This window comes from Hamadaea tsunoensis DSM 44101 (assembly GCF_000428945.1).
Taxonomy (GTDB): Bacteria; Actinomycetota; Actinomycetes; order Mycobacteriales; family Micromonosporaceae; genus Hamadaea; species Hamadaea tsunoensis.
The window spans coordinates 167510-186816 of sequence record NZ_AUAX01000017.1 but is presented as its reverse complement, the minus strand read 5'-3'; the positions used below and the strand labels follow the sequence as shown (position 1 = coordinate 186816).

21 protein-coding genes are annotated in these 19307 nt (G+C 71.7%); 9 read left to right on the top strand and 12 right to left on the bottom strand.

All coding sequences use genetic code 11. The annotated features are described in order from the left end of the window. The first annotated feature begins 55 nt into the window (after positions 1–55). Complete coding sequence (locus G401_RS0124015) at positions 56–433, top strand: hypothetical protein (RefSeq protein WP_027344495.1); 378 nt, start codon at positions 56–58, stop codon at positions 431–433. A gap of 47 nt (positions 434–480) precedes the next feature. Here G401_RS0124015 and G401_RS0124010 read toward each other — a convergent pair whose 3' ends face one another. Together G401_RS0124010 and G401_RS0124005 are read right to left on the bottom strand one after the other, a co-directional pair. Next, positions 481–1158 carry a response regulator transcription factor gene (locus tag G401_RS0124010; RefSeq protein ID WP_027344494.1) on the bottom strand — a complete coding sequence of 226 codons (678 nt, stop codon included), beginning with the start codon at positions 1156–1158 and terminating at the stop codon, positions 481–483. Continuing rightward, a complete protein-coding gene (locus G401_RS0124005) occupies positions 1158–2585 on the bottom strand; it encodes a sensor histidine kinase (protein WP_084557545.1) in 1428 nt (475 codons plus the stop codon). The genes G401_RS0124010 and G401_RS0124005 overlap by 1 nt, the downstream gene beginning before the upstream one ends. Positions 2586–2660: 75 nt before the next feature. Here G401_RS0124005 and G401_RS53250 point away from each other — a divergent pair, with 75 nt between their 5' ends. Continuing rightward, positions 2661–3248 carry a phosphatase PAP2 family protein gene (locus tag G401_RS53250; RefSeq protein ID WP_157546250.1) on the top strand — a complete coding sequence of 196 codons (588 nt, stop codon included), beginning with the start codon at positions 2661–2663 and terminating at the stop codon, positions 3246–3248. 90 nt (positions 3249–3338) lie between these two features. Continuing rightward, positions 3339–4433, top strand: a complete 1095-nt coding sequence (locus G401_RS0123995) for an MGDG synthase family glycosyltransferase (RefSeq protein ID WP_169734246.1) — start codon at positions 3339–3341, stop codon at positions 4431–4433. A gap of 35 nt (positions 4434–4468) precedes the next feature. On the opposite strand, the gene G401_RS0123990 is transcribed toward G401_RS0123995, so the two are convergent. Beyond that, positions 4469–5149 (bottom strand): response regulator transcription factor, encoded by a 681-nt coding sequence (locus G401_RS0123990; RefSeq protein ID WP_027344491.1) that lies wholly within the window; start codon positions 5147–5149, stop codon positions 4469–4471. Positions 5150–5172: 23 nt separating this feature from the next. Beyond that, on the bottom strand, positions 5173–6573 hold the full coding sequence (locus G401_RS0123985) for a sensor histidine kinase (RefSeq protein WP_027344490.1): 1401 nt from the start codon (positions 6571–6573) through the stop codon (positions 5173–5175). Between the two features lie 106 nt (positions 6574–6679). Between G401_RS0123985 and G401_RS0123980 the strand changes: the two genes are divergently transcribed. The 5 genes from G401_RS0123980 to G401_RS0123960 all read left to right on the top strand — a co-directional run bounded on the left by G401_RS0123980 (position 6680) and on the right by G401_RS0123960 (position 10961). Continuing rightward, positions 6680–7258, top strand: coding sequence for a hypothetical protein (locus G401_RS0123980; RefSeq protein ID WP_027344489.1), 579 nt, complete (start codon positions 6680–6682; stop codon positions 7256–7258). 128 nt (positions 7259–7386) lie between these two features. After that, a complete protein-coding gene (locus G401_RS0123975) occupies positions 7387–8061 on the top strand; it encodes a DedA family protein (protein ID WP_034592828.1) in 675 nt (224 codons plus the stop codon). Continuing rightward, complete coding sequence (locus G401_RS0123970) at positions 8058–8813, top strand: ABC transporter permease (RefSeq protein ID WP_245601819.1); 756 nt, start codon at positions 8058–8060, stop codon at positions 8811–8813. Before G401_RS0123975 ends, G401_RS0123970 begins: the two co-directional genes overlap by 4 nt. 190 nt (positions 8814–9003) lie before the next feature. Continuing rightward, positions 9004–9780, top strand: coding sequence for a polysaccharide deacetylase family protein (locus G401_RS0123965; RefSeq protein WP_027344486.1), 777 nt, complete (start codon positions 9004–9006; stop codon positions 9778–9780). Beyond that, a complete protein-coding gene (locus G401_RS0123960; protein ID WP_084557543.1) occupies positions 9777–10961 on the top strand; it encodes a YncE family protein in 1185 nt (394 codons plus the stop codon). The genes G401_RS0123965 and G401_RS0123960 overlap by 4 nt, the downstream gene beginning before the upstream one ends. 76 nt (positions 10962–11037) lie before the next feature. On the opposite strand, the gene G401_RS0123955 is transcribed toward G401_RS0123960, so the two are convergent. The 3 genes from G401_RS0123955 to G401_RS0123945 form a co-directional block, all read right to left on the bottom strand. Next, a complete protein-coding gene (locus tag G401_RS0123955; protein WP_027344484.1) occupies positions 11038–11775 on the bottom strand; it encodes an SDR family NAD(P)-dependent oxidoreductase in 738 nt (245 codons plus the stop codon). Between the two features lie 158 nt (positions 11776–11933). Next, a complete protein-coding gene (locus tag G401_RS53245) occupies positions 11934–13064 on the bottom strand; it encodes a trypsin-like serine protease (RefSeq protein WP_157546247.1) in 1131 nt (376 codons plus the stop codon). Between the two features lie 139 nt (positions 13065–13203). Then, entirely contained in the window at positions 13204–16026 is a 2823-nt protein-coding gene (locus tag G401_RS0123945) for an AfsR/SARP family transcriptional regulator (protein ID WP_169734245.1), read from the bottom strand. Between the two features lie 97 nt (positions 16027–16123). On the opposite strand from G401_RS0123945, the gene G401_RS0123940 reads away from it, so the two are divergent. Next, positions 16124–16636, top strand: coding sequence for a tetratricopeptide repeat protein (locus G401_RS0123940; RefSeq protein ID WP_051367064.1), 513 nt, complete (start codon positions 16124–16126; stop codon positions 16634–16636). A gap of 26 nt (positions 16637–16662) precedes the next feature. Here G401_RS0123940 and G401_RS0123935 read toward each other — a convergent pair whose 3' ends face one another. The 5 genes from G401_RS0123935 to G401_RS54990 all read right to left on the bottom strand — a co-directional run bounded on the left by G401_RS0123935 (position 16663) and on the right by G401_RS54990 (position 19295). Beyond that, positions 16663–17322, bottom strand: a complete 660-nt coding sequence (locus G401_RS0123935) for a glycosyltransferase family protein (protein ID WP_157546244.1) — start codon at positions 17320–17322, stop codon at positions 16663–16665. A 150-nt stretch (positions 17323–17472) separates the two neighbouring features. Beyond that, positions 17473–17676, bottom strand: coding sequence for a cold-shock protein (locus tag G401_RS0123930; protein WP_027344480.1), 204 nt, complete (start codon positions 17674–17676; stop codon positions 17473–17475). Positions 17677–17935: 259 nt separating this feature from the next. Beyond that, a complete protein-coding gene (locus G401_RS0123925; RefSeq protein ID WP_051367063.1) occupies positions 17936–18403 on the bottom strand; it encodes a DUF6069 family protein in 468 nt (155 codons plus the stop codon). 2 nt (positions 18404–18405) lie between these two features. Beyond that, a complete protein-coding gene (locus G401_RS0123920; protein ID WP_027344478.1) occupies positions 18406–18879 on the bottom strand; it encodes an SRPBCC family protein in 474 nt (157 codons plus the stop codon). Continuing rightward, on the bottom strand, positions 18876–19295 hold the full coding sequence (locus G401_RS54990) for an ArsR/SmtB family transcription factor (RefSeq protein WP_157546241.1): 420 nt from the start codon (positions 19293–19295) through the stop codon (positions 18876–18878). Before G401_RS54990 ends, G401_RS0123920 begins: the two co-directional genes overlap by 4 nt. Between the last annotated feature and the right edge of the window lie 12 nt (positions 19296–19307).

Genomic DNA, 19307 nt, shown 5'->3' with positions numbered 1-19307 from the left:
CGGCAAAGCCCTCCCCGGCAGCATGGTCCGCAACCGGAGAACGAAAGGATTCGCCATGAGAATTCGTCACATCGCGGCGGCCGCACTGGCACTGATCTCGGTACCGGTGGCGGTGGCCGTCTCGGCCGAGCCCGCCACCGCCGCCTCGTGTACCTACAACGTGAGCACCCCGTGGAAGAGCACCAGCACCGACATCAGCTTCGCCGCCAACGTCGGCACCGGCTGCCCCGCCAGCTCCTACTACCGGGTGGTGCTCTACCGGACGCACTGGAGCGGCGACCAGTGGCTGCAGGCCTCCAACTACTTCAGCAACGGGTGGGGAACGGCCGCCATGTACCACTGCACGGGTACCGGAACGCAGAGCTACTTCTCCGTGCTCTACAACGGCGACAATGAAGTTCTTGAGACGAGCCAGTTCCGGACCTCCTGCTGACCTTCGCCGGCTCCCCTGGGCAGGACCGCACCGTCCCGCCCAGGTCCTCACGCGCCGTCGGGATCGATGAAGTAGCCCGCCCGGCGAACCGTCTGGATCGTGGCCCGGCCGTACGGTTGATCGATCTTGCGGCGCAGGTACATCACGTAGACCTCGACGATGTTGTCGTCGCCGTCGAAGTGCATGTCCCAGACGTTGTCGATGATCTCCCGTTTGGACATCACGGTTCCCTTGTGCCGCAACAGGAACTCCAGCAGCGCGAACTCGCGCGGCGTGACGGGGATGACGTCGCCGGCCCGGGTGAGGACGTGGGTGGCCGGGTCGAGGAGGAGATCGCCGGCGCTCAGGACCGTCGGACGCTGCCCGACCGCCCGGCGGGACAGCGCCCGGATGCGGGCGTGGAGGACGACGAACGAGAACGGTTTGACCAGGTAGTCGTCGGCGCCGAGGTCGAGCGCGTCGGCCTGGTCGTATTCGCCGTCCTTCGCGGTGAGCATGAGGATCGGCGCCCACACGTCGCGCTGCCGCAGCGTCCGGCAGATCTCGTAGCCGGACAGGCCGGGCAGCATGATGTCGAGGATGATCACGTCATAGCGGTTCTCGGTCGCGGCCCACAGCCCCTCCACCCCGTCGTGCATCACGTCGACGGCGAACCCCTCGGTGGTCAGCCCGACGCGTACGGCTTCGGCGAGCATGACCTCGTCCTCGACGATCAGGATGCGCATCAGGCGTCTCCGGTCATGGCCGAGGTCGTGACGAGAGCACGGCGCGACAGCGGCAGGGTGACCTCGAATCGGGCGCCGGCCGACGGCGATTCGCCGACCCGCAGGGCCCCGTCGTGGCCGTGGAGGATCTCGCGGCAGATCGACAGGCCCAGCCCCGTGCCGCCGTCGTGACGGGTACGGCTGTCGTCGAGGCGTACGAACCGGCCGAAGATCCGGGCCCGGTCGGCCGGACCGATGCCGGGGCCGTCGTCGTCGACGATGACGGTGGCGGTGGCGTCGGTGGTGCTGGTCGTGAGGACGACCGTGCTGCGCGCGTGGCGGGCGGCGTTGTCGCACAGGTTGGTGATCACGCGATCGAGCTGGTGCGCGTCGGCGTGTACGCGCGCGGGCCGCAACCGCAGGACGACGGTCAGGTGGGGATGTTGCCGGCGCAGCCGCTGGGCGTGCTGGTATCCGAGGTCGTCGAGGTCGACGTCGTCGAGCCGTGGTCGCAGGCCGTTCTCGTCGGCGCGGGCGAGCAGCAGCAGGTCGTCGACGAGGCGGGCGACACGTCGCGCTTCGGCGTGCAGGCCCGCGAGGTGTTCCGCGGTGATCGTCGCCGGGGTGAGGACCTCCAGTCCGAGCTGGAGGCCGGCCAGCGGGCTGCGCAGTTCGTGGCTGGCGTCGGCGACGAAGCGGCGCTGGGTCTCCGCGGCCGCCTGGAGCCGGTCCAACATCCCGTTCATGGTCGTGGCGAGGGCGGCGACCTCGTCCTGGGTGCCGGGTATGGGGACGCGGGCGTCCAGATCGCGGGCGGTGATGGTGGCGACCCGGCGGCGGATGTCCTCGACCGGGCGCAGCGACCGCCCGACGAACAGGAACGTGGCGGCGCCGACGACGGCGGCGAGCAGCGGCACGGCGACGACGGCGGACTGGGTGAGGACCTCGACGGCTTCGCTGACCGGCCGCAGCGACTGCGCGACCAGCACGGTACGGTCGCCGGCGGCGGTCGTGACGGTGGCGGCGACGATGCGGAACGGTTCCTCGGTGCCGGGACGCAGGTGGCGCTGCTCCGAGGCGCTGCGCCCCGGCGACGGGCGCAGGCCGGACATCGCCGGGCGGTGGAGCATGCCCGGTGTTCCGGCGAGGACGACGCCGCGCGCGTCGACGATCTGGACGAGGGCCTGCTCTCCGGCGACCGGCTGCAGCGTCTCGTCGAGGACGCCGGGGTCGGCCGAATTGAGCGCGGTGATCACCTGCCCGCTGCGCTGGCGGGCGGCGGCGTCGGCGTTGCCGGCGAGGCCGGACTGGGCGCTGTAGATCAGGCCGAGGCCGGCGATCGTCACCGCCCCGAAGACGACGGCGGCCGCGGCGAGCGCGGACCGGACGCGTACGCCGCCGAGCCGGGCGCGGGTGATGCGCAGGATCCGGGCCATGACCGAGAGCATCCGCGCAGGTTACGCGGGTGCGGCTGTGGAGACGCTGAAGGCTGTTCATCAGATTTTCAGGTATCCGTCACTAACGTGCCACTCCGAACGAAGGAGCTGGTCACGACCATGAACTACCACCTGTTCTCCCTGATCAACGGATGGGCCGGGCGCAGCGACGGCCTCGACGACGTGATGGAGTTCCTCGCCACGACGTTGATCTACGTCGTGTTCGCGGGCGCCTTCGTCCTCGGCGCCCAGGCCCTGGTGCGGCGGCGGATCCGGGCGCTGGTGCTGGTCGGGGCGAGTCTGGCGGTGGCCTTCGCCGTCGCCATGGTGCTGTCGCGCCTCAACGACCAGGTCCGGCCCTTTCAGACCCATCACGTCCATCAGCTGATCGCCCATGAACCGGGTGTCTCGCTGCCCAGCGATCACGCGACGGCCGCCTTCACGATCGCCGTCGCGATCGCGGCGTTCCTGCACCGGGGGTGGTCGATCCTGCTGGGTGCCGGGGCGCTGGCGATCGGTTTCGCCCGGGTGTGGGTGGGCGTGCACTATCCGGGCGACATCCTGGCCGGGCTCGTGATCGCCGTGCTCGCGGTGGGCATCGTGGCCCTCGGCGACCGCGTCGTTCGCCGCCGCCGGCTCGCGCCGTCGGCTCCGACGGCCCCGACCGCCCCCTGATCGACCGCGACGGCACCCGGGCGGCGATCTTCAGCGGGTGTTCAGCGTCCGGTCTCTAGGTTGCCTCGCTGTCGAGCCATGGAGGCGCACGTGAGGCAGGACAAGTCGTTCACCGGGAACCCCGTCACCGGCCCGCCGCGGGTGCTGATCGTGTCGGGCAGCTTCGGCGCCGGGCACGACCGGGCGGCACAGCAGATCGCGTACCGGTTGGCGGCCGACGGTTTCGAGGCGCCCATCGTGGACCTGGTGGACCTGGTGCGGTCCGGTGCGGTGATGCGAAGGGCGTACCGGCTGCAGATCGATCGGCTGCCGGTCACCTGGGACTGGCTGCTGGCGGCGTGCTCCCGGCCGGCCGGGCTGCGGCTGGCCCGCCGTTCCGTGCTCGGTGCCGCCGGTCGGCTGCTGGACCTGGTGACGCCGTCGACGGTCGCCGTCATCTCCACGTACCCCCTGGCCAGCCAGCTGCTGGGTCAACTGCGCCGGTCGGGGGATCTGCGCGTACCGGCCGTGACGTTCCTGACGGACATGTCCGTGCATCCACTGTGGATCGCCACGGGCATCGACCGGCACTTCGCGATCCACCGCGTCGCCGGGCAGCAGGCCGCCGGCCTGGGCGCCGAGGACGTGGCGGTCACGGGGCCGCTGGTCGACGCGCGCTTCTCGCCGCCGACCCCGGCGCAGCGCCTCGCGGCCCGCCGGCATTTCGGCCTGCCCCTCGACGAGCGGCTCGCGCTGGTGGTCACCGGCTCCTGGGGAGTGGGCCAGTTCGCCCGGACCGCCGACGACATCGCCGCGACCGGGCTGGCCGTACCGGTCGTGGCGTGCGGGCAGAACGGGGCGGCGCGGCGGCGGTTGCAGGGGGCCGGGCACATCGCCCTGGACTGGGTCGACGACATGCCCCGGCTGCTGCGGGCCGCGGACGTCGTGGTGCAGTCCGGCGGCGGGATGACGAGCCTGGAGGCGCTGGCCACCGGCGTGCCCGTGATCACGTACCGCAGCCTGGCGGGGCACGGACGGATGAGCGCGGAGGCCCTGCACCAGGCCGGTTGGGCGCCCTGGGCCCGTACGGTGCAGGAGCTCGCCGTGTTCCTGCGCCATCCGGCGGTGCCGTCGCCGCGACCGGGGAACCACGACATCGTCGAACAGGTCCGCGGCCTCGCCGGGCTCAGCCTCTCCCCGGCCTGACCCGGCCCGTCAGCCCGCCCCGTCAGTCCGCCCCGTCAGCCCGCGCCGTCGGTGGCGACGCGGTAGCCCGCGCCGCGTACGGTCTCGATCGTCGCCCGGCCGTAGGGCTGGTCGATCTTCTTGCGCAGGTACATGACGTAGACCTCGACGATGTTGTCGTCGCCGTCGAAACTCATGTCCCAGACGTTCTCGATGATGGCGCGTTTGGACATGACGTCGCCCTTGTTGCGCATGAGGAATTCCAGCAGGGCGAACTCGCGGGTGGTGAGGGTGATCTGGTCGCCGGCCCGGGTGACGGTGCGGGTGGCGGGATCGAGGACGAGGTCGTCGACGGCGAGGACCGTCGGGCGTTCGTTATGCCCGCGCCGGGTCACCGCGCGCAGGCGGGCCAGCAGGACCACGAACGAGAACGGCTTGGTGAGGTAGTCGTCGGCGCCGAGGTCGAGGGCGTCGGCGAGATCGTATTCGCCGTCCTTCGCGGTGAGCATGATGATCGGCGTCCAGATCCGCCGCCCGCGCAGGGTGCGGCAGACCTCGTAGCCGTTGAGGCCCGGCAGCATGATGTCGAGGATGATCGCGTCGTAGGAGTGCTCGGTCGCCGCCCACAGCCCGTCGACGCCGTTGGCCATGATGTCGACCGCGTAGCCCTCCGCGGTCAGTCCCGCCTTGACGACGCTCGCCAGGTTCGCTTCGTCCTCGACGATCAGTACGCGCATCGTGTCCTCATGCCGTCGTGTCCTCATGCCATCGTGGTGTGGTCGACGGGCAGGCGCAGCTCGAATCGCGCCCCGCCGAGCGGTGAGCCGGTGACGGTGACCGTTCCGCCGTGGCGGTGGGCGATCTCCCGGGTGATGGCCAGGCCGAGCCCGGTGCCGCCGTCGTCGCGGGCACGGCCGGCGTCCAGGCGTACGAACCGTTCGAAGATCCGTTCCCGTTCCGCCGCCGGTACGCCGGGACCGTCGTCGTCGACGAGCACCTGAGCGGTGGTGCCGGCCGCGCGTACGGTGAGAGTGATCTTGGTTTTGGCGTGCCGGCCGGCGTTGTCGCAGAGATTGGCGATGGCCCGTTCGAGCTCGTGCTCGTCGCCGGTGATCCGGACGGGCTGGAACCGGCCGTCGACGATCACGTCGGGGCGGGTGCCGATGAGGCGCAGCCGGCAGCGGTACGCGAGGTCGTCGAGGTCCAGGTCGTTCAGGCGCGGGTGCAGGCCGTGCTCGTCGGCCCGGGCGAGCAGCAGCAGGTCGGCGACGAGGCGGGAGATGCGGTCGGTCTCGGTACGCAGCCGGGCGACGTCCTCGCCGGTGGCCGTGGCGGGCGTGAGGAGTTCCAGGCCGACCTGCAGCGCGGCGAGCGGGCTGCGCAGTTCGTGGCTGGCGTCGGCGACGAACCGGCGCTGGGCGTCGGCGGAGGTGTACAGCCGGTCGAGCATGTCGTTCATCGTCTCGGCGAGGGCGGCGATCTCGTCGCGGGTGCTCGGGACGGGGACGCGGGCCTGCAGGTCGCGGGCGGTGATGGTGGCGACCCGGCGGCGGATGTCCTCGACCGGGCGCAGGGTACGCCCGACGAACAGGAACGTGACGCCGCCGACGATGAGGGCGAGGATCGGCATGCCCAGGACGGTGGCCCGGGAGATCAGCTCGATCGCCTCGTTGACCGGCCGCAGCGACTGGGCGACCAGGACGGTACGGCTGCCGTCGTCGGTGGGAACGGTGGTGGCGACGATGCGGAAGGGGTCGTCGCTGTCCGGCTGCAGGTACGCCGTGCCCCACCTGGTCGCGCCGGCGGCCGGACGCCCGGCGAGGATCGGTACGCGGCCGGACAGGACCGGGGAGGCGGCGACGACCTTGCCGTCGGGGTTGACGATCTGGACGAGGGTCTGGTCACCGGCGGCGGGGCGCAGGGTCTGGTCGAGCAGGGCGGGATCGCCGGACCTGATCGCCGCGACGACCTGCCCCGCGCGCTGGCTGGCCGCGTCGTCGATGTTGCCGGTGAGGGTGTGCCGGGCCAGGATGACCAGCCCGACGCCGGCCAGGCCGACCGCGGCGAGGACGACGATCGCGGCGGCCAGCGAAGTGCGTACCCGGACGCTGTTGAGGCGGGCGCGGACGACACCCGCCGCCTTCCTCCAGGTAGCGGTCACCTCTGAAGGGTACGGACCGGCGCCTTAGTGTCCGCTGAAGCGCACCGCGGGCGGCGGCGCCACGGGTTCAGGCGGCCCTCAGGCCGGGTTGTCTAGCGTCGCCCGCATGACCACGATGCGTCTTCGGCGGGCGGTCGCCGTGGCGGCGGTCGCGCTGGCGGTGGGTCTGGCCGGATGCGGCGGACCGCCGTCGGTGTCCGCGCCCCCGGCGGCGGAGACGACCCGGATCGGCGACATTCCCGACAACCAGGCCTTCGTCGTCTACTCCGGTCAGCCCGGATTCACGATCAAGGTGCCCGCGGGCTGGACCGCGACCACCCGGCCCGACGGTTCGACGGTGCTGACCGACCGGCTCAACACGATCCGGCTGCAGGAGACGCGTACGGCCGCCGCTCCGACCGAGGACGGCGCCCGCGCGGACCTGGCCGACCTCCGGACGCACACTCCCGGGTACGCGGACGGAACGGTGTCGACGGTGGCGCGGCCGGCCGGCCCGGTGGTCGTGACGACCTATCGCGGCGACGCGCCGGCCGATCCCGTCACCGGAAAGATCATCAACGACGACGTCGCGTGCTACCGGTACTTCCACCAGGGGCTCCTGATCTCCGTCACGCTGGCGAGCCCGCACGGTGCCGACAACGCCGACGCGTGGCGCGTCGTCACCGACTCGCTGTCCTTCACGTGAGCCGCTGCCCTGGAACCGCCGCCGCCCGCGGATCGGGTGGGCCAGGTCACGGCGCCCGCGGTTCATCGGATTCTCAGCCGCGGCTGCGTAGCCTACGGCCCGTAAGAGAGCCCGTGGGAGGAACGCACATGGTGAGCCAGCTGGCCTCGACCTCGTCGGGGGTGCTCGACCCGACGCAGCTGATCTCGGCGTTCGGCCTGATCGGCATCGCGGCCATGGTCTTCGCCGAATCCGGCCTGGCGATCGGCTTCTTCCTGCCGGGCGACTCGCTGCTGTTCACCGCCGGTCTCCTCGTTGCCTCCGACCGCTACCTGCACTACCCGCTGTGGGTGGTGATCCTGGTGATCTGCGTCGCGGCGGTCCTCGGCGACCAGGTGGGCTACCTGTTCGGGCGCAAGGTCGGGCCGGCGTTGTTCCGCAGACCGGACGCCCGGCTGTTCAAGCAGGACTACGTGCGGCAGGCCCGCGACTTCTTCGACCGGCACGGAGCCCGGTCGATCGTTCTCGCCCGGTTCGTGCCGCTGGTGCGTACGTTCGCCCCGATCGTGGCCGGCACCGCCGGGATGCGCTACCGCACGTTCGTGACCTACAACATCATCGGCGGCGTGGCCTGGGGAACCGCGGTCACGGTCGCGGGCTACTTCCTCGGGCGGCTGCCCGTCGTCGCCGACAACATCGAAATCATCCTGGTGGCGATCGTCGCGGTGTCGTTCATCCCGGTCGCGATCGAGATCGTGCGGGGCCGGCGCCGGGCCCGCGCGCGTGCGGCGGCCGCGGAGCAGGTGGATACGATCCAGCGGTGAGCACGACCGGCGTCCATTTCGGCGTGACCTTCGGCGTCGTGCTGGTCCTCCTCACCCTCGCGGCCGCGGCGGTCACCGCCCTCGCCGGCCTGCACGTCTGGCGGGCGGTCGTCACCGCGACCCTGCGGGCGGTCGCACAGCTGGCCCTCGTGTCGGCGATCCTCGCCTGGGTGCTGACCCGCTGGGGCGCGACCGCCGGGTTCATCGCCCTGATGGTCCTGGTCGCCACCGCCACCAGCGCCCGGCGGATCGGCCGGCAGCGACGCGCGTGGTGGGCCGGTACGGCGATCGTCGCCGGAGCCGGCCCGGTCCTCGCCCTGATCGTGGCGACCGGAACGGTGCCGGCGAAACCGATCGCGGTCGTGCCGATCGCCGGGATCCTCGTCGGCGGCGCGATGACCGCGACGTCGCTGTCCGGCCGGCACGTGATGGACACGCTGGTCGGCCGGCGCGGGGAGTTCGAAGCGCTGCTCTCGCTGGGCTTCGTCGAATCCATGGCCGTACGCGAGCTGTGCCGCATCCCGGCCGGGCGGGCGCTGCATCCGGCACTCGACCAGACCCGGACCGTCGGCCTGGTCACGCTGCCCGGCGCGTTCGTCGGCGTACTGCTCGGCGGCGGCAGCCCCCTGCAGGCCGGCGCGACCCAGCTGCTCGTCCTGATCGGGCTGCTGGCGGCCGAGGGAATCGCGGCCTGGATCGTGCTCGAGCTGTTCGCCCAGGGCGTCATCCAGCCGCGACACGAACGAGGCTGACCAGGGCGGCCCGAACCGCGTCGTCCCCGGCCGCGACCGCGGCCGGCCAGGGCCTTCGAACCTCATCGTCACGGTGGGCCGCACGCTACCGTTGCACAGACTGGTGGGCGACTCATGCGGTTCAGCCGCGACTCAGGTGACGGCGACGACGCTACCGGCGAACGACGCCGTTCCGGACGGAGGTCTCGCCGTGTCACCCGTCAACCGCCGGCACCTGCTCACCGCGGCCGGTCTCACCGCCGCCGCCGCGGCCGGCTGCTCCACCACCGCACCCCCACCCGGCAACATCCCCACCCCCGCATCCGGCGGCCTGCCGGCATCCGGTGACGGCTCACCGCCGGCGTCGGCGCCGGCAACGCCCGACCGGCCCGCGATCGAGATCGTCCACGGACCTCGCGACCGGCCGGCGGTCGCCCTCACCTTCCACGGCCAGGGCACCACCGCGCAGGTCGTGGCGCTGCTGGCCGCGCTGGAGACGGGCGGCGCCCGGGGCACCGTCCTCGCCGTCGGCGCCTGGCTGGCCCAGGCACCCGACCTCGCGGCGCGGATCACCGCCCACGGCCACGAACTCGGCAACCACACGCAACATCACATCGACATCGCCCACCGCGATGCCGCCGCCACCTACGCGGAGATCAACGACTGCGCCACGGTGCTGCGCGACCTGACCGGCTCGCCCGGCCGCTGGTTCCGCCCGTCGCAGACCCGACACTCGACGGCGCTCATCCGGGTTCAGGCCGCGCGGGCGGGGTACGGCACCTGCTTGAGCTACGACGTGGACTCCCTGGACTACACCGATCCCGGGCCCGCCGCCGTCGTACGCACCACGCTGAAGTCCGTCCAGAAAGGATCGATCGTGAGCATGCACTGCGGCCATGACGGAACCATTCACGCCCTGCCCGAGGTCCTCACCGGATTGCGGGTACGCGGACTGCGCGCCGTGACGGTGACGGAGCTGCTGGCATGAGGCGGCTCGGCCTGGCGGCGCTGGTACTGCTGTCGGCCTGCGGCAGCCCGTCGGCCGCGACCCCGCCGGCCGCGTCGGATCCGATGAGCGGGATGCCGATGCCCCTGTCCCACATGTCCCCGGCGCCCGATGCCGTCACCGCCCCCGGCGCCGCGCTGCCGGGCATGCCGGCGCTGCTCGACCCGCACGACCTGTACGCGGCGGACCGGCCCGGCCAGCTGTCGCCGGCGGTCGCGCACGATCCGGTCCGCGTCTACGTGCCTGACCAGGGCGGCGACTCGGTGACCGTCATCGATCCGGCGACGTACAAGGTGCTGGCCACCGTCCGGGTGCCGCACAGTCCCGAGCACGTCGTGCCGTCCTGGGATCTGCGTACGCTGTATGTCAACAGTGACCAGGGCAATGCGCTCACCCCGATCGACCCGGCGACCGGCCGGTTCGGCAAGCCGATCCCCGTCGGCGACCCGTACAACCTCTACTTCACGCCCGACGGCAGGTACGCGATGGTGATGTCGGAGGCCGCGCACCAGATCGTCTTCCGCGACGCGCACACCCTGCGGGTCGTGCGTACGCTGCCGGTGTCCTGCGACGGCGTCAACCATGCCGACTTCTCCCCCGACGGCCGCTACTTCATCGCCAGCTGCGAATTCTCCGGCGACCTGCTGAAGGTCGACACCGCCGCGATGAGACTGCTCGGGCAGCAGCACCTGCCCGCCACCCATCCGATGCCGCAGGACGTCAAGATCTCGCCGGACGGGCGTACCTGGTACATCGCCGACATGCACAGCAACGGGGTGTGGATCCTCGACGGCGACGCGTTCACCCGGCCGCGTTTCCTGCCGACCGGCACCGGCGCGCACGGGCTGTACGTCAGCCGCGACTCCCGTCACCTGTACATCACCAACCGGGGCGAGGGGTCGATCTCCCTGCTCGACTTCGCGACCCAGCGGCTGGTGGCCAAGTGGCGCATCCCCGGCGGCGGCAGCCCGGACATGGGCGGCCTGTCCAGCGACGGCAAGGTGCTCTGGCTGTCGGGCCGCTACGACGACGTCGTGTACGCCATCTCCACTGTGGATGGACGGCTGCTGGCGAAGATCCCGGTCGGCGCGAATCCGCACGGCCTCTGCATCTGGCCGCAGCCGGGCCGCTATTCGCTGGGACACACGGGAATCCTGCGCTGACAGGATCGTGGGGACGGCCGTGGTCGCGACCGTCCCCACGAACCGGGCCGCCCCGGGATTCAGGCGGCCCCGTGACTCAGGCCGCGAACCCGCCGTCGACCGTGATCGCCGTACCGGTGATGTAGCGGCCGCCCGGCCCCGCGAGGAACACGACCGTCTCCGCGATCTCCTCCGGCGTACCGTAGCGGCCCAGCGCCGGGATGCTCGCGAAGAACTGCGCACCCGGCCCGTCCGCCGGGTTCATGTCGGTGTCGATCAGACCGGCGTGCACGAGCACCGCGTTGATCCCCTGCGGGGCCAGGTCACGCGCCAGTCCCCGGGTGAGCCCGGCGAGCGCCGCCTTCGCCGTCGTGTAGGCGGTCAGTCCGGCCGACGGCACCCGCTCGGCCAGGGCGCTGCCCACCGTGATGACGCGTCCTCCCTCGGGCAGATGCCGGACCGCAGCCTGGGTGGCGACGAACACCCCGCGGATGTTGACCGCGTACAGCCGGTCGAGGTCGTCCACCGCGGTCTCGGCGAACGCGCCGGCGACGAGGATCCCGGCGTTGTTGACCAGGATGTCCAGCCCGTCGAAGGCCGCGGCGGCCTCGTCGACCGCCGCCGTCACGGCCGCCGGATCGCCGGCGTCCGCGCGCAGCGCGACCGCCCGCCCGCCCTTCTCCTCGATGTCGCGGACGACCCCCTCGGCCTTCTCCTTGCCGTTCACGTAGGTCAGGACCACGTTCGCACCGCTGTCGGCCAGCCGGCGGGCCGTCGCCGCACCGATACCCCGACTACCCCCGGTGACCAGGGCCGTCTTCCCCGTCAGACTCATGATTTCGCTCCTCGGTTCGCTGACGCTTCCGATAGGACGACGCGGGCGTACGCGCGACATCGACAGCCGGAGGAGACCCAATCCTCGACCAGCACGCCACGGGCACCGCCAGGGGCCGGCCTGACGATGCCCGTGGGGCTCCGAGGTTCCCGTTCGGTTCAGCCGAAATAGAGCGGGTCGCATCCGCTGCCGCTGAAGAACGTCATGTACGCGTACTCGTCACCGTCGTAGATTCCGTCGACGGTTGTCGGGTAGCCGTAACCGCGCAGGTAGGTCTGTAGCTTCCGGAGCGCGCCGTCGGTCAGGGAGCCGAACAGGCCGTCCTCGTCCAGCCGGGCGAAACCCAGCAGGCTCGCGTAGCAGTTGTTGAGGTTGCGTTGCAGCCCGACGACGGCCCAGTTCTTGGTCGACGACGTCGTCTGACGGAGGGTGCAGGCGACCTGCGGATCGTTCACCTTGTTGGCCACCGGCACGTAGAGGCCGTCGGCCCCGGTGGTGAGTCCGATCGGCATGAAGTCGTGACATGTCGGCAGCGTGAACCCCGATGCGGTGCTGTCGATCCACGACTGCACCGAGTCGACCTTGCCATACACGACGCCGGTCGCGGTGTCCCGGCTGGTGACGCCGGCGAGCTGCCAGGAGTCGCCGCTCTGGACCAGCAGCGGGCCGCCCGAATCGCCGCCGTTCGCACCGGTCGTCAACGAATGCTGGGTACACCACTCGACCGTGGGGTTGTACCGGACGGCGACCGAGCAATCGGCGTCCGCGACCGTCCAGGTGTCGAGCTCCTGCAGGATCGGCGGTTCGCACCGCAGTTCCTCGACGTTGCAGGTCTTGCCCCAGCCCAGAAGGCGTACCGGTGAGCCCGGCCCGAAGGCGGCCGTGCTGATGGGCATCGGGGTCTTCGTCGACGCGCCGGCCAGTTGCAGCATCGCGAAGTCGTACGGACCGCTCGATGGATGTGAGGGATGCACGACGATGGCCGAGACGTATCTGATCTCGCCGTTGTACGCGCTGGTGGACCCGACGACGACGCGGAGGACGTTGGCGAGTTTGCCCTGAACGCAATGGGCGGCGGTGAGCACCCAACGCGGCTTCACCAGCGTCGCTCCGCAGCTGTGCTGCCAGGTGTCGCCAGGACCGTCTCGGTATTGCAGGGACGTCATCGCCGCGTAGGTCTGCGTCGCGTCGTGGCCGCCGAGAATGGCCTGTGCGGGCGTACCCGGCAGGACCGCGACGAGGGCGAGCATCGCGGCGAGGGTGATGAGTGTTCGTCTGATGGACCGCAAGGCTCCTCCTGCCCGGCAAGGATCTTCCGCAGCGGCGGAACCGGGCCACCCCCGATGGCTTCACGGCCCCGCCCCACCGCTGCGGTGATCGGTACGCGCAGCCTGGCGTACGGCCGATTGCACGGGAATTGCACGAGCGCTATCGATACGTGGGCAGGAAGCCTCGCATCGGGTAGATCCGCAGGTCGTGGCCGGCGTCGCGGGTGCGCTGCGCGGCCTGCCAGTGTTCGGCCGCGCGGGCCAGCCGGCCGGACTGCGCGCAGACCACGGCCAGTTGCTCGTGGACGACGGTGAGCTCGAACGCCTGGTCCAGCCGCTCGGCCCGCAGCAGGGCCTCCCGCAGCAGGTCGTACGCCTCGGCCGGCCGGTTGCGCCGCCGGGACAGTTCGGCGAGGAAGACGACGGACTGGATCTCGACTTCGAGGTTGCCGGTCTGCGCCGCCATCGTCCGCGCGCGGTGCAGTTCGTCGGCGGCCCGGTCGAGGTCGGACGCGGTCGCCGCGAGCCGGGCGATCTCCACCCGCGTACGCGCTTCGCCGTGCCGGTCGCCGGCCGCCAGCCGGTACGCGAGGCTGCGCCGGTACCACCGCTGCGCCTGCCGGGGCCGGTCGAGGTGCTCGTACGCGTGCGCCATGTTGTGCAGGGCGATGCCCGCCGACGCCGTCCGGCCGTGGTCGCGGTGGATCTGGTACGCCCGCAGCAGGCAGGCGACGGCCGCGAGCGGGTTGCCGAGTTCGGGGTGCATGACGCCCAGCATGTCGAGGCTGGCCGCTTCGGCGGACGGGCCCAGCCGCGTACGCCGGATCTCCCACGAGTCGCCGACCATGCGCAGCGCGCGTTCGGGGTTGCCGGCGCGGTGTTCGGCGATGCCGCCGGCGGTCAGGGCCATCGCCTGGTCGCCGTGGGCGCCGACGCGGACGGCCGCGGCTTCGGCCAGCCCGGCGAGTTCGGCGGTCTCCTGCCAGTGCCCGCGCGGGGCCAGGTAGACGCTGGCGTCGCGCAGCAGCTCGACCGGCAGCTGGTCGTCCGGTCCGGCCTCGCGGGCCAGGGCCAGGACGACGGGCAGGTGGGCGTCGAGCCACTGGGCGGCCTGCTCGCCGGAGGTCAGATCGAGCACGTTCTCGATCTCGGTGGCGTTCGGCCCGGGGCGCAGCAGGAACGCCGCCTGGCGGACGGCGGCCAGGTGGAAGTGGCGCATCCGGTCGCGGGCGGCGGCGACCTCCCGCGGATCGGCGTACGCGATCTCCCGGGCGAGCCGCCGGACGATGTCGTGCAGAGCGAACCGGTCGGGCGCGATCCGGTCCAGCAGATGTCCACTATGGATCAAGTCGAGCACCGGGCCGGCCTCCGTCGGCGTGACGCCCGCGAGGGCCGCCGCGGCGCGTACCCCGAAATGCGGCCCGGGCAGCAGGCCCAGCAGGCGGAACATCCGCCGGACCCGGCCGTCCAAGGCTTCGTAGGACTGGCGCAGCACCGCCGCCACGCCGTACGCGGCATCGCCCTCGACCGCCCAGCCGGACAGATCGGTGTCCGCGAGCCGCCCGACGTACGCGTCGACGGTCGTCTGTGGATGGTCCACGAGATACGCGGCGGCGATGCGCACCGCGAGCGGCAGGCCGCCGCAGAGCGCGATGAGCCGGGCGGTCGCGGACGGCTGCGACGCGATCCGCTCTGGCCCGGCGATCGCGGTCAGGAGGTCGCGCGATTCGTCCTCGCCCAGCAGCCCGACCGTGATCCGCCGGGCGCCGTTGCGCGAGACCAGTCCCGACAGCCGGTCCCGGCTGGTCACGATGGTCGTCACCGTCGGCGTACCGGGCAGCAGCGGGCGCACGTCGTCAGCGCCCCGCGCGTTGTCGATCAGCAGGAGCATCCGGCGGTGCGCGACCCTCGCCCGGAACAGCGCCGCCGCCGCGTCGACGTCGAGCGGGATGCGCTCGGCGGGCACGTCCAGGCAGCGCAGCAGCGAGGCCAGCGCCTGCGCGCTCGTCACCGGCCGCTCGGCGGCGTAGCCCCGCAGGTCCACGAACAGCTGCCCGTCGGGGAAGCGGTCGCTGCAGCGATGGGCCCACCGCACGGCGGTCGCGGTCTTGCCCACGCCGCCCATCCCGTCGACCGCGCCGAGGACCACCATCGGCCGCGCGCCCCCGGCCGGCAGGAGAGCGTCCAGCTCCTCCAGCGTGTCGCGCCGGCCGACGAAATCTCCGATGTCGTGCGGCAGGAACGACGGTCCCGAGCCCCGCGGCGCCTCGCCGCGCAGCATCTCGCCGTGCAGCCGGGCCGGCTCCTCGCCGGGCTCGGCGCCGAACTCGTCCACCAGCCGCTCGCGCAGCCGCCGGAAGACGTCGAGGGCCTCCGCCTGCCGCCCGCCGCCGGCCAGCGCCCGCATCAGAGCCGCGTGCGCCGACTCGTCGTACGGCCGCAGCGCCACGATCTGCAGCAGATCCTCGACCCCCTCGTCGTACGCGCCGGCGCGTACCCTGCTGTCGGCCCGCAACCGCAGCGCGCGTACGCGTTCGCCGGTCAGGTCGGCCGCGTGGCGTACGACGAAATCGCAGTCCTCGAAGCCGGCGAACGCGTCGCCGCGCCACAGGGCGAGGGCCTCGTCGAGATCGCGGGGCGAGCAGTCGGCCCGGGCGAGGCGGGCCAGGAAGTCCGCCGAGTCGAGGCCGGCGCCGTCCAGGTTGATGCGGTAGCCGCCGACCTCGCGGACGACCAGGTCGTCGCCGAGCAGCCGGCGCAGGCGGCTCACGTAGACCAGCAGGGTCCGGCGCCCGCTGGGCGGCGGCGCCCCGTTCCACAGCGCGTCGGCGAGCGTGTCGGCCGGCAGGGCGGCGTGCGGCGAGCACAGCAGGATCGCGGCGAGGCGGGCCAGCATCGCGGTCGGGAACGCGATCGGCTCGTCCCCGCGCCGCGCCACGAACGGCCCCAGTACGCCGAAGTGCAGCACGCCCCACCTCCCCACCTGTGATCTTGCTGGAAGGTAACACCCGGCCGCGCTGATCCGCGTACAGGATAGGGTGGGTTGATCTTCAAACGCAGCGACCTGGGGGCAGCGACACATGACGACCGACCTGACGCCTGAACTGGCCGCGGCGATCCAGCGCGGCTACGACGAGCGCGACCGGGCGAACATGGCGCCCACGATCGCCTACTTCCAGGCGCTGCTGGCCGAGCACCCCGACCACCCCGTCCTCGTCTACGAGGTGGGCGGCGCCTACGACAGCGCGGGTGAGGAGGCGACCGCCCGCGGCTACTACGAGCGGGCCCTCGCCCTCGGCCTGGACGGCGACGTCCTGCGCCGCTGCCTGTGCCAGTACGCGAGCACGCTGCGCTGGCTGGGCGATCTGGACGCGTCGCTTGCGGTGCTGGAGCGGGCCCGCGCGGAGTTCCCCGAATCCGACTCGGTACGCGTCTTCCGCGCGCTGACCCTCAACGAGGCGAAGCGGTCGGACGAGGCGGTGGCCGAGTTGCTGACGGTCGTCACGGGGCACGCGGAGGTCACCGACCTCGGGCGGTGGGCGGTGGGGCTGCGCGGCCTCGCCCAGTGGCTCGCCGACGGCCGTCCCGAGTAGCGGCCCGCGAGGTCATCGGCGCTGCGTCAGGGACGGCGCCGCAGGAGTGCGTTGATCAGCTCCTGGAACCGGGCGACCGTGGCGTCCTGATCGATGACGAGCACCTGGCGCAGGCTGGCACCGAACTGCGAGTGCAGCCGGCCGCGGTCGGACTCGGAGACGGTCACCAGGACGTCCGCGGACCGGATCAGTTCGGTCAGCACGGTCCGGTGCGTGGCCGACAACGTGCTGGCCAGCGGACCGATCACGACCACGACGGGTACGCACAGCCATTCCAGCAGCCGGATGTTCTGCTCCGGATCCCGGGCGTCGGCACCGGTGACCTCGTGTTCCATGATCACTATGTCGGTGCGGTTGAGGATCTCCGCGGCCTTCTTCTCCCCCGCGTCCAGGCCCGCGGTGAGGTCGAAGACGATCTCCTCATGGTCTACCGGGCTGCCCTCAGGCTGCCCGACCCGGACGACCTGAACGGACAGCTGCGCGGAGTTCAAGCCCTCGAACAGCAGCCGCGCATGACGGGACGCCGGGCCGCCGGACGGGGCGTACGGGCCGGCCAGTCCGATGCGAAGTCCGGTGTCGCCCTCGCCACGGGGCCGGCGCGTGAAGGCGCTGGCGAGCCGGTGGTCGGGAGCGGGCGTGCCGGTGTAGGGGGTTGAAGCACCGGTCCGTGGACGAGCGGGGGTCATGGTGCCTCCGATGGTCGGCGCGGCGGGATGCGGCGTACACATCGGGCGCGGTGGTGAGGTGAAGAAGAAACCGCCGGGACCCGCGATCAGCCGGCCCGGCGGTGTAGAGCTGTATCCAGCTCAGATCCCGGAGACTCAGATTCCGAAGACTCAGATCCCGGAGACGTTGTCCGCCTGCGGACCCTTCTGGCCCTGCTTCACCTCGTACTGCACGCGCTGGCCTTCGCCGAGCTCACGGAAGCCGCTCGTGGCGATCGCGGAGTAGTGAACGAATACGTCCGGGCCCCCGTCGTCCTGCGTGATGAAGCCGAAGCCCTTTTCGGAATTGAACCATTTGACGGTTCCGGTGGCCATACTCATACTCCATTTCGTGGCGCGGGAAAACCCGGCCGCAAGCCGCGCCCGTTAACATCCCGCGCGCCCACTCTAGTGGCGTGTCCGTCAACGCTGCCGGGTTGACTGCCTTTACGGTGCTGATTGTAGATCCTCACCGCCTGGTGGGCGACTCCCCGGTGGCAGATGCGCGGCCACGCTTACGCGCACGGAGGCGCCACGCAGGCGAAGCCGGGGGCGGACACCCGATGCGCCTGCCCCCGGCGGTACCGGCAGGCGGCTACCCGGCGGTTCGGGGACGGCGACGCGCAAGGGCGTCAAACGCGACCAACATGGCCGGAATGGTGACCAGATGCATTGCCGCGAGGCATACGGTGCTGGTCATGTCGAAGTCCGCCGGAAGGGTCATCACACCGATGGTGACCACGGCGAACACGGGGCCGGCGATCCGCGCGATCCGGAGGAACACCGGCCACGTGCGGGCCAGTGCCGCCGTGACGACCAATGCGCTCACCAGCGGCCCGAGCGACAGGAACGTGATCGCGACCGGCTCGACCGGTACGCTGCCGCCGTTCTGCGTATAGCGGAACGTCCCGCCGAGGGCGCGGCCGATGGCGTAGATCACCAGGTTCACGGTGAGGAGCCCGGCGAGCGCGGCGGCGATCACGGCGAGCCGGCGGCCGGGCGCCCAGGCACGGACCGGCGCCGCGACTCGCCCGGTGACTCGACCGGTATCGAGGCCGGTCATGATCAACGCCCGCGCGCCAGGAAGGCGGCGAGGCCGTCGAGGATGCCCCGGGTGCCCTCTTCGCGGCCCTCGACGCTGTCCAGGCCGTCGAAGTGCACGGCCTGCTCGGTGTAGGTCAGCAGGGTGCCGTCGCCCTCGGGCTCGACCGCGATGGTGGTCAGCGAGGTCGACAGGTGCTGGTCGTCGACCCACAGGTCGTAGGTGAACACGATGCGACGCTGGTCGACGATGTCGGTGTAGGTCGACGCGAACCGCGAACGCGGCCCGCCGTGCCACTGGCCCTCCTCCAGCCCGCCCGCGCCGACGCGGAATTCGTGCTTCTTGTTCTCGATGGCGAACGCCGGGCCGCCGCCGAACCACTGATCGCGGGCGTCGTTGTCGGACAAGGCATGCCACACCTCGGCGAGCGGCACGGCGAAAGCGCGCTCGATGACGAAGGTGGCGTGGGTCTGGCTGCGGTTGACGGTGTCGTTCATGACTTGTCCCCTTCGGATTTTGCCGGTTCGGATTCGCTTGTTTCGGATTTGCTTGTTTCGGATTCGCCCGGTTCTGAATTGCGTGCTTCGGATTCGCCCGGTTCGGAATTGGCCGGTTCGGATCTGCCCGGTTCGAGGAACGCGCCGAGCCGGTCGAGGCGGCGCTCGGCGGGCAGTCGCTGCCGCCTGATCCATTCGCCGGCCGGCGTCAGCGCGTCGGGCACGAGCTGGTAGGTGCGCACCCGGCCGACCTTGGTCGACGACACGATCCCGGCGGCCTCCAGTACGCCGAGGTGCTGAACGACGCTCGGCAGGGCCATGTCGAACGGGCTCGCGAGCTCGCTCACCGACGCCGGGCCGCGCGCCAGGCGCTCGACCATCGCCCGGCGGCTGGCGTCGCCGAGGGCGTGGAACATCCGGTCGAGACC